The sequence below is a fragment of the Streptomyces sp. NPDC048288 genome (assembly GCF_043201555.1).
Lineage (GTDB): Bacteria > Actinomycetota > Actinomycetes > Streptomycetales > Streptomycetaceae > Streptomyces.
On sequence record NZ_JBICZD010000015.1, the window covers coordinates 25,687 to 38,399 of the forward strand.

At 69.2% G+C, this 12,713-nt stretch carries 13 protein-coding genes; 8 read left to right on the forward strand and 5 right to left on the reverse strand.

Translation table 11 applies throughout. The annotated features are described in order from the left end of the window. Nucleotide 1: 1 nt before the first annotated feature. From proS to ACGFZS_RS40805, 3 genes are all read left to right on the forward strand, one after another. The gene (gene proS, locus ACGFZS_RS40795) at nt 2-1,414 is read left to right on the forward strand and encodes a proline--tRNA ligase (RefSeq protein ID WP_393799390.1); all 1,413 of its coding nucleotides are present in this window, start codon (nt 2-4) and stop codon (nt 1,412-1,414) included. 65 nt (nt 1,415-1,479) lie between these two features. Further along, complete coding sequence (locus ACGFZS_RS40800; protein WP_393799391.1) at nt 1,480-1,770, forward strand: hypothetical protein; 291 nt, start codon at nt 1,480-1,482, stop codon at nt 1,768-1,770. Between the two features lie 66 nt (nt 1,771-1,836). Then, nucleotides 1,837-2,919: a protein kinase family protein gene (locus tag ACGFZS_RS40805; RefSeq protein ID WP_393799392.1), complete on the forward strand. Its 1,083-nt coding sequence runs from the start codon at nt 1,837-1,839 to the stop codon at nt 2,917-2,919. Here ACGFZS_RS40805 and ACGFZS_RS40810 read toward each other — a convergent pair. Continuing rightward, nucleotides 2,902-3,549 (reverse strand): hypothetical protein, encoded by a 648-nt coding sequence (locus ACGFZS_RS40810; RefSeq protein WP_393799393.1) that lies wholly within the window; start codon nt 3,547-3,549, stop codon nt 2,902-2,904. The two genes, ACGFZS_RS40805 and ACGFZS_RS40810, sit on opposite strands and share 18 nt — an antisense overlap. 155 nt (nt 3,550-3,704) lie before the next feature. Here ACGFZS_RS40810 and ACGFZS_RS40815 point away from each other — a divergent pair, with 155 nt between their 5' ends. Together ACGFZS_RS40815 and ACGFZS_RS40820 are read left to right on the forward strand one after the other, a co-directional pair. Further along, the gene (locus ACGFZS_RS40815; protein WP_393799394.1) at nt 3,705-4,343 is read left to right on the forward strand and encodes a hypothetical protein; all 639 of its coding nucleotides are present in this window, start codon (nt 3,705-3,707) and stop codon (nt 4,341-4,343) included. A gap of 146 nt (nt 4,344-4,489) precedes the next feature. Continuing rightward, on the forward strand, nt 4,490-5,056 hold the full coding sequence (locus ACGFZS_RS40820; protein ID WP_393799395.1) for a hypothetical protein: 567 nt from the start codon (nt 4,490-4,492) through the stop codon (nt 5,054-5,056). 123 nt (nt 5,057-5,179) lie between these two features. Here ACGFZS_RS40820 and ACGFZS_RS40825 read toward each other — a convergent pair whose 3' ends face one another. Both ACGFZS_RS40825 and ACGFZS_RS40830 read right to left on the reverse strand, forming a co-directional pair. Continuing rightward, nucleotides 5,180-5,401 (reverse strand): helix-turn-helix domain-containing protein, encoded by a 222-nt coding sequence (locus ACGFZS_RS40825; RefSeq protein ID WP_393660678.1) that lies wholly within the window; start codon nt 5,399-5,401, stop codon nt 5,180-5,182. Continuing rightward, nucleotides 5,401-5,892 (reverse strand): DUF2975 domain-containing protein, encoded by a 492-nt coding sequence (locus ACGFZS_RS40830; protein WP_393660679.1) that lies wholly within the window; start codon nt 5,890-5,892, stop codon nt 5,401-5,403. Before ACGFZS_RS40830 ends, ACGFZS_RS40825 begins: the two co-directional genes overlap by 1 nt. Nucleotides 5,893-5,984: 92 nt before the next feature. On the opposite strand from ACGFZS_RS40830, the gene ACGFZS_RS40835 reads away from it, so the two are divergent. From ACGFZS_RS40835 to ACGFZS_RS40845, 3 genes are all read left to right on the forward strand, one after another. After that, on the forward strand, nt 5,985-8,129 hold the full coding sequence (locus tag ACGFZS_RS40835; protein ID WP_393799396.1) for a hypothetical protein: 2,145 nt from the start codon (nt 5,985-5,987) through the stop codon (nt 8,127-8,129). 49 nt (nt 8,130-8,178) lie between these two features. Then, complete coding sequence (locus tag ACGFZS_RS40840) at nt 8,179-8,781, forward strand: HD domain-containing protein (RefSeq protein WP_393799397.1); 603 nt, start codon at nt 8,179-8,181, stop codon at nt 8,779-8,781. A gap of 140 nt (nt 8,782-8,921) precedes the next feature. Next, nucleotides 8,922-9,254 (forward strand): antibiotic biosynthesis monooxygenase family protein, encoded by a 333-nt coding sequence (locus ACGFZS_RS40845; protein ID WP_393799398.1) that lies wholly within the window; start codon nt 8,922-8,924, stop codon nt 9,252-9,254. Nucleotides 9,255-9,264: 10 nt separating this feature from the next. Here ACGFZS_RS40845 and ACGFZS_RS40850 read toward each other — a convergent pair whose 3' ends face one another. Continuing rightward, nucleotides 9,265-9,891 carry a hypothetical protein gene (locus tag ACGFZS_RS40850; protein ID WP_393799399.1) on the reverse strand — a complete coding sequence of 209 codons (627 nt, stop codon included), beginning with the start codon at nt 9,889-9,891 and terminating at the stop codon, nt 9,265-9,267. Nucleotides 9,892-10,201: 310 nt separating this feature from the next. Further along, nucleotides 10,202-12,472, reverse strand: coding sequence for a M4 family metallopeptidase (locus ACGFZS_RS40855; RefSeq protein WP_393799400.1), 2,271 nt, complete (start codon nt 12,470-12,472; stop codon nt 10,202-10,204). Nucleotides 12,473-12,713: the final 241 nt, after the last annotated feature.

Consider the following 12,713-nt stretch of genomic DNA (forward strand, 5'->3'; position numbering starts at 1 on the left):
CATGGCGAAAGCACGCGTGCTCACACCCCGGGCGGACGATTTCCCGCGCTGGTACCAGGACCTGATCAACAAGGCTGAACTGGCCGACAACGGGCCGGTGCGCGGCACCATGGTCATCCGGCCCTACGGATACGGACTGTGGGAGCGGATGCAGCAGGAAGTCGACGCCCGGATCAAAGGGGCCGGCGCGCAGAACGCGTACTTTCCCCTCCTCATCCCGCAGTCCTATCTGACCAGGGAAGCCGAACACGTCGAGGGCTTCGCACCCGAACTGGCCGTCGTCACCCACGGCGGCGGCAAGGAACTGGAGGAACCCGCCGTCGTCCGGCCCACCTCCGAGACGATCATCAACGACTACTTCGCCAAGTGGGTACAGAGCTACCGGGACCTGCCGCTGCTGATCAACCAATGGGCGAACGTGGTCCGCTGGGAGCTGCGGCCGCGTGTCTTCCTGCGCACGACCGAGTTCCTGTGGCAGGAAGGTCACACGGCGCACGCCACCCAAGACGACGCCCGTACCTACGCGGCACGTATCCACCAGGAGGTCTACGCCGACTTCATGGAGAACGTCCTCGCCCTGGACGTCGTACCCGGACGCAAGACAGCCCGGGAACGCTTCGCCGGCGCCATCAACACCCTCACGCTCGAAGGCATGACGGGCGACGGCAAGGCCCTCCAAATGGCCACCAGCCATGAGCTCGGCCAGAACTTCGCCAGAGCCTTCAACACCCGCTACCTGACGAAGGACGGCCGACAGGAATACGTCTGGCAGACCTCCTGGGGCTCCACCACCCGCATGGTCGGCGCGCTGGTCATGATGCACGGCGACGACGACGGCCTGCGCGTCCCGCCGCGCCTGGCCCCGGTCCAGGCGGTCGTTCTCGCCGTCAAGGACGACGAGGTCGTGGTCGCCAAGGCCCGCGAACTCGGCGAACGGCTGACGGCCACGGGCGTCCGTGTACACGTGGACGACCGCACCGACGTGCCCTTCGGTCGCCGCGCGGTCGACTGGGAGCTCAAAGGGGTCCCCGTACGGATCGAGATCGGACCCCGCGACCTCCACGAGGGCACCGCCGTACTCGTCCGCCGCCTGCCCGGTACCAAGGAACCGACACCACTCGACGCCCTGCCCGCACTCCTGCCGACCGTCCTCGAAGACGACCAGGCTCTGCTGCTGGCGCAGTCCCGCAAACACCGCGAAGACCACACCGTCGAGGTCACCACCGTCCAGGAGGCCCTGGAGGCGGCGAACACCGGCTGGGCGCACATTCCCTGGACAGCGCTGGGACCTGAGGGCGAGGCGAAACTCGCCGAACACGGCGTGACCGTACGCTGCCTCACCACCGCGGACGGATCAGTGCCCCACGACGACAACCAACCAGGCACCACCGCCGTCATCGCACGCGCCTACTGACCCCGATAACATCACGTCGGCCGACACACCCGCCGCGCCGCCAAAGAGAAACGGACTCGACGAGGATGACCCGATGGATCGTGCTGGCCGTACCCGTCGCCGGCGTCGCGGACATGGATCGGGAGGCGCAGACCGTCGCGGAATTCGAGGGAAGCGCGGAAGAAGCGGCGGCAACACTCCTGCAAGCGGCGACCGGCTTTGACCACGGCCGGCGGAAGACCCGCCGCCGCGAAGTCTTCAAGGCCTCCGACCGCTCCTACTTCGTGCGCCTTCAAGGACGGCTGTCAACATACAGCTTCCTCATCCAGCTCGCTGAACTCGTCCACGACACGGATGCAACGCCCGGGGCCCGCTGAGAAGTCGCGTCCGCCGAGCCGGAATGATCAAAAGATGCCGGATCTGATGTCAGGTGGGAGTCGCCGATGGACATGACCGACTCAGCGCATAGCGCGCGGGTGTCCGCTTGCGCGGCCGTGGGAACACGGCTGTCCCTGTTCAGCGACCGTCGGCTTGCGGATGCGGTCTCCGCCGCGCCAGGTCTTGGCTCCGGTATCGGCGGCAGGTCGGCGGAGATGGAGGTCGAGGGCGTACGCGTCTTCGTCAAACGGGTCCCGCTGACGGACGTCGAACTGCGGCCGGAGCACGTGCGGTCGACGGCGAACGTGTTCGGGCTTCCTCTCTTCTACCAGTACGGGGCGGGGTCGGCGGGGTTCGGTGCCTGGCGTGAGCTGGCCGCGCACATCATGACGACAGGCTGGGTGCTGAAGAACGAGTACGCCGGTTTCCCGCTGCTGTACCACTGGCGAGTCCTGCCCGACACTCCCCCGGACGGTTTCGTCGACGGGCTCGGCGGCGTCGAGGGGGCCGTAGCGCATTGGGAGGGTTCGTCGGCCGTTCGGCGTCGGCTGGAGGCCATCGGACAGTCCTCCTACAGCCTCGTGCTCTTCCTGGAGCATGTGCCACGAACGCTCGCCGCATGGCTCGGCGACACCCGTGACGCGGCCCCGTCGCGGCGCGGAGGCGAATCGCCCTATCAGTGGGTCGAGAACGCGCTGGCGCGCGGGACGGAGTTCCTGAGCGCGCGCGGACTGGTCCACTTCGACGCGCACTTCACCAATCTGCTCACGGACGGCCGGCGGGTGTACTTCGCCGACTTCGGGCTCGCGCTGAGCCGCGATTTCGAACTCTCGGCGGAGGAGCGCGATTTCCTCGCCGATCATCTCGTCTACGACCGCTCCTACGCACCGAACCACCTCCTTCGCCACCATCTGCCGGACGGCGTGCGCGACGGTGCCGAACACGGGGATTTCCTGCGCGAATGGGTGGACGGCCGCCAACCCACCGGCATTCCCGCCGACATCGCCGCGGTCATCAACCGTCACGCTCCACACGCCATCGTCCTGGACGATTTCCACCGTCGATTCCTTACCCAGAGCAAACGCACTCCCTTCCCCGCAGCCGAAATCCAGCGGGCTCTGGCCGACGCGTCATCTCCAGGGACGTAGGGGCCCGCTGCTCCGCTCCGGTCTTCGGCGCAGGAGCAGGTCCGCGGGCCGCCACAGGGCGAAGGTCATGCCGAGGCCGAGTGGGATCTGCAGGAGCTGCTGGATCACCGGGGGCCCTGGCTTGTCCCCCCGCCTGGGCGGGACACGGCCCTGCGGATCGACGGTCACCGGGTAAGTGCCGCCTACCACCCACTTCCAGCCGATGAGCCCCCCGTTCTCCTCGATCGGAGCCAGCGGTGGGCCGTCGAGGACGGTGACCGTGTAGAGGTGGGCGCTGTCGCCCATGCCGTCGCCGTCGGTCCACTGAATCTGTCGGACCCTGACGTGTTCGGTACGCCCGCGCTCGTGCAGTGCCTGCTGATCCAGCTCCTTGTTCTGCAGGAACAGCACCCCGAGGAGGCATACCGCACACAGCAGCCAATGGATGCCCAAGTACCAGGACGTGGACAGGAACACGCAGCCGAGAAGCGCCAGCGCGCACAGCACGTCGATCCACTGGGCATGCGTGACGAAGGCTGTGCGCTCGATCAGCCGTACGGCAGCCCACAGTGCCAACGCCGCGCCGCTGCTCGCGGCACCCACCAGCACCCGCCGGCCCACGCCTGTCCGCCCTTTGTGTACTTCCTCCACGCTCAACTTCACCCCTGCTCTCGATGAAACCGCCGGCCTGGTGGTGCACGCGTTCCAAAGTATGGATTGTTCAACGATCCTTCAATAGGATCGTTCAAGAATCCATCGTCGGCATCGCGGACGCGGAACGGCAACCAACCGGAGGGCTGCAGAAGATGAGCCGGTATCAGTTCGAACAGATCGACGACCTCGGGCGGATCCTGTTCTGCGACGACCCCGCGCTGCGGCTCGAGCACGTGCGGATGGCTCCGAAGACCGCCGAAGGCACGGTCACCCTCGATCACGCGCAGACACGTCACATGCCCGCCGCCCTCTTCGAGTTCAGGCAGGCCCTGGGCGTGGGCTACTTCGGGTACATCGCGCCGAAGGGGGCCTCGCCCGACGAGATACCCGAGGAACCGCAGATCGAAGGCGCCATCCTGTTCGGCATGAGGCGCCTACCGCCCGAACCCTCCGACCTGCACTGGATCCCCGGATGGGAGCTGCACGAGACGCCCGATGAACAGCCAAAACTGGAGCAGCGCTTCGGATACACCTACTCCCGGCTGGAACTGCGCACGCCCGACGGTGAGATCTACTCCCGCACCTGGGTCCCGCACGACCCCGAGTGGAAGGCCGCCGCCCTGCGTCACGGGTACGTCGTGTGCCTGTGCGGCGTGGAACTGGGGATCCGCGCACCGTACGCGATGACCGACGCGCAGCACACCCCGCCCATGCGCTACGAGGCCTTCCGCAGCGGATGCGCGGTGGGTCTGACCATCGGCGGACTCGTCGCCTACGTCAATCACCGCTGACACGCGAGACCGACCCGGCACGCATCGAGTACGAACCGGGCCGCGACGCGCGTTCGAGCGGGCCCGGCGGACGACGCGGTTCGGCGTCTTGGCTTGTGCGTGCGTCTCTGATCGCGCAAGGCTTCGGCTGACGTGGAGTTCGGGGTTTGTTCGGACAGGACGGGGACAGGCAGGTGTGCAGTACGAATCTGGTCGCCAAGGAGACAGCGATAACTCGGTTCCGCCAGGAATATCCGCTGGCTGCTGAGGCCGGCCGTGGCCATCACGCCCTCCTCGGATGCGAGGATGTCCGCTGGTCCGAGTTCCCGGAGTGCCCGGCGGCGATCCCGGTGCTGCTGCACGGCCTTCTCGATGAGGCTGCCGCGCCCGAGGCCACGCGCGTACTCACCAATTCCCTTCTCGACAGCGTCAGAGAGATGAACCCGAGCGTTCCGACAGCGCTGCCGTTCCTGATCCGCCTGGCAAGCGACCCGCGGGTTCCCGTGCGGTCCCGGCTGCTGGGTCTTCTGGTCTGCATCGCCGGCTTCTCCAAGCCGACGGACGGACGCAACGAGGGCGTGGTGCGCTGGTTCGGCAGTGACAGCGATCATCCCGAGCGTGAACAGTGCCGGGCTGTGTTCGCGGAGCACGCGAGCGTCGTGGCGATGTTGGCGGAGGATGTGACCCGACCCGACGATCGAGCAACACTTCGGCAGGCCGCCGGACTTGAGTGAGTCACCGCGTCCAGGTCACTGCCGCGACCGCGGGTGGCGATACGGGGAGGGCGACCACCTCGTCGATGAACGCGCCCTGCCCACGCCGGAATTCGCCACCCGCTGAACGTCAGCAGGCCCGGTTCATTCGCTCACGGCGTCCAGGGCCTCCCAGCGGAGCAGGTCGCCCGGCTGGCATTCCAGCACCTCGCAGAGCGCGGCGAGTGTCGCGAAGCGGACCGCCTTGGCGCGGCCGTTCTTGAGTACCGCCAGGTTGGCCGGTGTGATCCCGACGCGGTCCGCGAGTTCACCCACGGACATCTTGCGCTTGGCCAGCATCACGTCGATGTCGACGGCGATCGGCATCAGATCACCTGGTCCAACTCGGCCTGCATCCGCGTCGCTTCGACGTCGCGTGCGACGGCCTGGGCGAGCAGCATCCGCAGTACGAGCACGATGAGCGCGACCCCGAGGATGGCCACGCCGATCCCGCCCATGATGAGAGTGACGCCCGGGTCGTCCCGCTGGCCCGGCGCGTTGACGGCCGTGACCGCGAACCACACGAGGGCGGCCGCCACGATCGCGCCGATCACACCGTCCACGTACCGGAACGCGGCGTGCGAGAACACCGTTCCGCGCCGCACCATCGTCACCAGCCGCCCGACGCAGACCAGCGCGACCTGGACCGCCACCATGCCCAGGATCGTGATCACCCGCAGCGAGGTCAGTGGGAGCGTCCCGTCCTCCGGGTCGTTCTTGCCGACCAACGCCCACACCATCCCCGCCTGCACGAACAAGGTGCCGACCAGTACCACCCCGAGCACGGTGCGCAGCGCACCTACCGCCAGCTTTCCCATGACCCGCCCTTCCATCGATTCACGATGGGAATCTATCGAAATTCGATAGACAAGGCAAGGTGATGTCAGAGGTCGGTGACACGATGCTCCGCATGGATCTCGCACACGCCCTCGATGGCCTGGATGACCGTCCCTGGTCCTCTCTTTCCCACGCGTACGGCAGCGCGGAAGACGTTCCCGATCTGCTGCGCGCGCTGGCCGGCGCGGACGCCGAGGAGGCGTTGTCGGAGCTCTACGGGAGCGTTCTGCACCAGGGGACCGTCTACGCGGCCAGTGCGGAGGCGGTGCCGTTCCTGGCCGGGATCGCGGCGGCCGGGCACGGTACGGCGGACGTTCTGGCGTTGCTCGGGGGCATGGCCGAGAGCGAGGACGAGTACGGCGTGGCAGCGGGCGAGGTCCGGGCGGCCGTGACGGAGCAGCTCCCGTTGCTGCTTCCCCTGCTGGCCTCCCCGGAGCCGGAGGTCCGCCGGATCGCCGCCTGGACGGTGTCCCACACCCGTGCGACCGGGATCGTGCTTCCGCGCCTCCGTCCGCGCTGGGACGAGGAGTCCGAGGCCGCCGTACGCGCCGAGGTCCTGGCCGGCATTGCCCGGCTGGATCCCCCGGGCGGCGCGGCGTTGGCCGCCACGGTCCTGGAACCGTCCTCCCCCGCCCAGGTGCGTCTGGCCGCCGTCTTCGCCGGCCTCGACGCGGACGCTCCATGGACCGAGGCCCTGCAGACCACAACGCTGTCCCTGCTGCCTGCCGACTCCCTGCGCTCTGATCTCGACCACGCACGCGCCGAGCCACTGACCGCTGTTGTCCAGGCCCTTCTCGGCCGAGGCCACCATGCGGCGCGCGACGCGGCGTTCACCCTGGTCGACGCGGCTCTGCGCGACGGCAGGGCCCCGGTACGGGCTGAAGGACTCTGGGCGGCCGATCGCGCGTGCATGCTCTCCCGCAGTGCCCCGCGGCGACTGGTGCGGAGCCTGATTGCGGCGGCCGTGGACGAAGAGTCGGCGCTCGCCATGGCGTCTCTCCTGGGTCGTCTGGGCCGCGTCGCCGCACCGGCCGCTGACGTACTCGCCCCGCTCGCCGGGCGGAATCCGCACCGGGACGACGACCATGCGGACCGGGCCCTGGCCGCGCTCGTGCTCATCGCGCCGACGCAGGCCGCACCACTCCTCGCCGCCGGCATCGGGCGACGGCCGCGCGCCCTCGACGCGGCCGCCGGGTTCCGGCGGCCGCAGGACTTCGCCTTCCCCTACGACGGCGAGCTCCTCGACGCCGTCCGGGACCGTCTCGCCCGGCCCGAGGACCTGAGCGGCAACGAGCCGTCCCAGTTGACAAGCCTGCTAGCGGGTTGGGGCGCCGAGGCGGCGCCGGCATTGCCGGAGCTGTGTGCGGCGCTCCCGCGCTTTCCCGGCCAGGCCGCTCGGGCCATCGCCTCCGTCGCCGCCGACCGAGCCCCGGCGGACCGCGCCCGGGCCGTCGCCGTCTCCGCGTTGCGGGAGCGGGCCGAGCAGGGCGTCCTCCTCGCGGCGAAGGCCTTGTACGACCTCACCGGCGAAATCGCGCCCCTACTGCGCTGCCTGGAACAGGAACTCCAGTGTGGTGGCGGTCAGTTGCGGGACGCCGCCAGAACGGCCGGTGCGCTCGGTCCCCGCGGAGTGGCGCTGGCGCCGGTCCTTCGTGAGGCGCTCAGCTCTCCCGAGGACGAGGCCACGCCTGCCCTGGACAAGGACACGGAGGTCGCCGAGGCTCTGTGGCGCGTCACGGGGAAGGCGGACGAAGCGGTCGCCGTTCTGGATTCGGTCTTCTCCCGCGCCGGACAAAATCCCTGGTCCCGGTGGTCGGTGGCGCGGGCCTCCCGCACTGCGGCGCTCCTCGGCCCCGCCGGACGACCGCTCGCCGCCCGCCTGGAAGCCGCACTCGACGATCCGGCGCAGGCACCGGCAGCGGTAGCGGCCCTCATGGCCGTGGCCGATCCCGACGCACTGGACCGCACCGCGCTCGCCACCGCCGCCTTGCGGTCAGCCGAGGTGGACGCCGATCCGGCGGGTGCCTGTGATGCGCTGCAAGCTCTCGGCCCTGGCGCGTTGACCGGCGAGCACCTACGGCGGCTCGCCGTCCTTGCCGACGGCGACGCCCGGGTGGTCCGCTCGGGAGTCGAAGACCGCGTCATCGACCAGGACGACGCCTTCCGCAGCCGCGCTCAAGCGCTCCTCAACGTCTTCACGGATGCCACGGCCCGCTGACCTGCCGACCGGTTTTCTCGGCTGCTTGTCGATCGGTAATGTCTGCGGGATGACCGCGACGCCCACGGACTTCTTGGTACTTGCCCTGGACACCCCGGGCGAGCCGCCTCTGCGGCCGCTGCCGGCCGCGGTGGCAGAACTGTTGCGTTCGCTGGACGCCCCACCCCGGCTGGCGGCGCATCTGCGTGCGGTCCACGACGTTGCGGTGGAACTGACGGACTGGGCGCGGGATCGCTACCCGGAACTGGGCGTGGACCGTGACAGTGTCCTCTTCGGTTCGGCAATCCATGACGTGGGCAAGGTCCTGCATCCCGAGGAACTCACCGGGGCCGGCTCAGCCCACGAGGACGCCGGTCGTGAGCTGCTGCTGAGCCGTGGCTTCCCGCCTTCCCTGGCCCGGTTCGCCGCCACTCACGCCAGCTGGGACGACCCCCTCGTGACGATCGAGGACCTCCTGGTCAGCACAGCCGACAAGGTGTGGAAGGACAAGCGCGTCACCAGCCTTGAGGACAGGCTCGTCAAGGCGCTGGCCGCGGCGACACAGCGGGAGCCGTGGGAGGAGTTCCTCGCGCTCGACGATGTCCTCGCTCGGCTCGGGGCAGGCGCCGGGCCTCGCCTGGCCTTCCAGTCGGCCTTTCCGGTGTACACCTGACTCGGTTGCTCGATGCACGTGCGTCAGTTTCAACCAGGAGATACGCGCACAGGACTGCCGACGCGGACCCTTTCCGGACCGCTTTGGTCAAGAGTCGGATCCCTCGTGGATCCCGTTCAGGAAAGACGCGGTATCGCCGGGTGCGTCCGCCCTACAGTCGACGTCATGAGACTCTGGTCCTGGGTCCGCATGGCTACAGCGAGACCAACGCGCGTATGGAGGACCTGGTGAAGGACATTCCCGGGTACCTGGGAATGGATTACGCGCAGAGTCCTGGCGGGCTGGCCATCACCGTCGGGTACTATCGCGACGCCAAGGCCCTTGCGGAGTGGCGGTACAACGCCGAGCACCGTGCTGCGCAGAAGCGCGGGTGGGCGGAGTGGTACGAGAGCTACTCGCTGCATGTGGCCAAGGTGGAGCGGAGCCACGGGTTCGTGCGGGCAAGGGCCCCGCAGAGCCCAGCAACGGGCTGACCCGACGCGGTCACCCCGCCGGCCGTCCCACCACCCGGTCGGACCGCCGCCGCGCTCCCGCGTAGAAGAGCGTCGCGGTCGTGGCGGTGAACAGGCCGGCCGTGGCATACAGGCCGACGACGTCCACAGTTCGGTCGTCCGTGGCCTCGGCCCACGGTTCGAGGACGTCCAGTGGATCCTTGTACAGGACGATGTGCTGGCCGCGCTTGAACTGGCCTTGGCAGTTCTGCTGTTCGGTCAGGTCCTGGACCTTGCCCGAGGTGTCCACGACGCGGCAGACGGTGCGCTCGCTGTTCCTAGCGTTCTTGTACGTCGCGGTGTCGGCGACCAAGGCGTCGGTCTTCTCGCCGACCTGCTTGACGTACGTCTCGAACAGGCTGGGCCCCGCGAAGAGACCGAGGGCGAACGTCGTCACGGCTGCGAAGGTCGCGGCCCCCGCGCGATTCCAGACGCCGCCTGCCACGGCGGGCGCGGTGAACCCCGCGAGGACCACCACGACGATGCCGATCAACGACCAGGGAAACTGGGCAAGGACCGCTCCCGTCACAGCTACCAGCGGGATCGCCAGCGCCCACATCAACGAGTTGAGCGTCTTGGTGCGGCTCGGGGCGGCGGCTTCCTCTATCGGGTCGGCCATGCCCGCTGTCCCGGACGTTCCCACGCTGATCCCCCTGTTTGCGACTGGCAGTTGCTGTGAAGATCAGCTTAAGCGAGCTCGGGCACTGTCCTGGGCCCGCACGCACCGGCGTGGCCTCAGAGAAGGCAACGGCCCTCTCCGCGACAGGTCGGGACGACGTCGACGATCTTCCCGTCCCCACGCGCGGACCACCTGCTCGATGTGGTCGCGGGCGTGATCCTGACGGACCGGCCGGCTTGAACGGGTTGTCCCGGGACGCGGTGGGCGTCCCGGGACGAGGGGTGTCTACGACCGTTGCGGCCGAGTGGGGTCAGGGGATGAGCCGCCACTGGGCGATGTAGCCGACGTCGATCGCGGCGTGGTCCTGGACCCGGAGTTTCCAGGTGCCGGAGAGGGGTTGTGCGGAGGCGTCGAGGGTGAACGTCTGGTCGACGTTGTCGGCGGAGCCGCCGCTGCGGTTGAGGAGCGAGTAGACGGTTCCGTTCGGGCCGACGAGGTCGACGGTCAGGTCGCCACGGTAGGTGTGGACGATGTTGACGTAGACCTGGGTGGTGGCGGAGGCATTCCCGGTGCGGCCGGTCACGGTGACCGGGGACTCCACCGCGGCGGCGTTGTCAGGGATGTCGACCCGGGTGGCGTTGGCGTAGACGTAGGCGATCTGCCAGGAGAACCGCTCCGTGGCGGAGGCACCGGTGTCGTCGGTGACCGTGACGGTGACGTCGCTGGTGCCGAGGGTGGTCGGGGTGCCGGATATCAGGCCCGTGTCGCTGATCGTGAGGCCGTCCGGGAGGCCGGTCGCCGTGTATGTCAGGCCGGCGCCGGAGTTGGTGGTGTAGGCGTCCGTCTGGAAGGACACCGCCTGCCCGATTCCGCTGATCTGGTCGGCGATGGGCGCCACGTTCACGCCGAGCGCGATCCGGTTGCCGACGTTGATCGCCGCCCACGCGTCGGCCACGGCGAGGTAGGAGGGGCTGTAGGCGCCGAAGAGGTCGGCCGCGGCCTGGAGGGTGGCCGTGCGGGCGCCCGCGTAGTTCGTGCTGGACGTCATGTAGGTGGTCAGCGCCCGGTACCAGACGCGCTGGGCGTTCTCGATGCCGATGCCGGTCACCGGCTGGCCGTCGTAGGTGGGGCTGTCGTACGAGACCCCGTTGACGGTCTTCGCTCCGCTGCCCTCGGAGAGGAGGTAGAAGAAGTGGTTGGCGGGGCCCGAGGAGTAGTGGACGTCGAGTCCGCCCAGGGACGGGCTCCAGTAGTCGCTGGACGCGCCGTCCTTGGAGGGCTTGTCCATGTAACGCAGGGGCGTGCCGTCGCCGTTGATGTCGATCTTCTCGCCGACCAGGTAGTCCGGGACGTCGGCGGGCAGGTTCTCGTAGAACTCGACGGCGGCGGCGAAGATGTCGGAGGTCGCCTCGTTCAGGCCGCCCGACTCGCCGGAGTAGGTGAGGCCCGCGGTGGCGGCGGTGACGCCGTGGCTCATCTCGTGTGCGGCCACGTCGAGCGCGGTCAGCGGATGGGTGTTGCCCGATCCGTCGCCGTACGTCATGCAGAAGCAGGTGTCCGACCAGAAGGCGTTGACGTAGCCGTTGCCGTAGTGGGCGCGGCTGTAGGCGGCGACGCCGTCGTTGCGGATGCCGTTGCGGCCGAAGACGTTCTTGTAGAAGTCCCAGGTGGCGGCGGCACCGAAGGCGACGTCCACGCCCGCGGTCTGCCGGTTGGCCGGTGTGCCGTCGCCCCAGACATCGTTGTCGTCCGTGAAGAGGGTGCCGGTGCCGGAGGTGCCCTGGTTCAGGTCGTAGGTGCGGTGTCCGGCGCGGTCGCCGTCGACGAGTTGGTAGGTCGAGCCGGAGAGCGTGGTGCCGAGGGGCACGGTTCCGTTGAACTGGCCGGTACCGGTGCCGGTTTCGATGCCCTGGTACTGGAAGATCCGCTTGCCGGAGGCCGCGTCGGTGATCACGTGGAGTTCGTTGGGCGTGCCGTCGTCCTGGAAGCCGCCGACCACGGACTCCCAGGCCAGGGCGGGCTTGCCCGAGGCGGCCCAGACGACGAGACGGGGGCTGGCGTCGACCGCGGGCCGTTCGGCGCCCGCCTTCGCCGCGAGGGTGAGCGCCTGGGCCTTCGCCGCGGCCGAGGAGATCTTCGCCTTGGTGGACGGGACCGCGAGGTTCGCCTTCGAGGCCCGGGACACGGTCAGGCGGCCCGCGCTGTCGTGGACGACCAGGTCGCCGCCGAGGACGGGGAGGCCGGCGTAGGTGCGGGCGTAGCGGGTGTGCGTGGTGCCGTCGGCGTCCTGGGCGACGTCCTTGACGAGGAGTTTCTCGTGGGTACCCAGGCCGAGGGTCTTCGCGGTGCCCGAGGCGCCGGCTGCGGCGTTCTTGAGCAGGGCGGCCCGCTTGGCCGGTGAGAGCGGGGTCGGGGCCGCGCCGGCCCGGGGCGTGGCGTGGATCCTGGCGGGGCCGGGGTCGCCGGGCGCGGCCAGGGCGGTGCCGTTCTGGAGGCCGGCCGCGAGGAGGGTGGTCGCCGCGGTCAGCGCCAGGGTGATGCTGTGTCTGACACGGCGGTGGTGACGGTCCTGCCGGAACATGGCGTTCTCCTTCTGTGGGGTGGTCGGGCTCGGTGGAGCCCGGGAGAGCGGGTCGGCTGGGTCGAGCCGTCCGGCGGCGCGCGGGTCCTGGGGGTGGGCAGGGCGGGAGAGCACGGTGCGACGGGGTGACGTCTGCTCGGCCGTGCGGTGAAGTGGGGGCTGAGATAGGGATATTGCGTGAGGGAGCTGTGAGTTCGCGGTGAACTTTCGCAGAGCAGATTGACATCCGCCGCTCGCGATT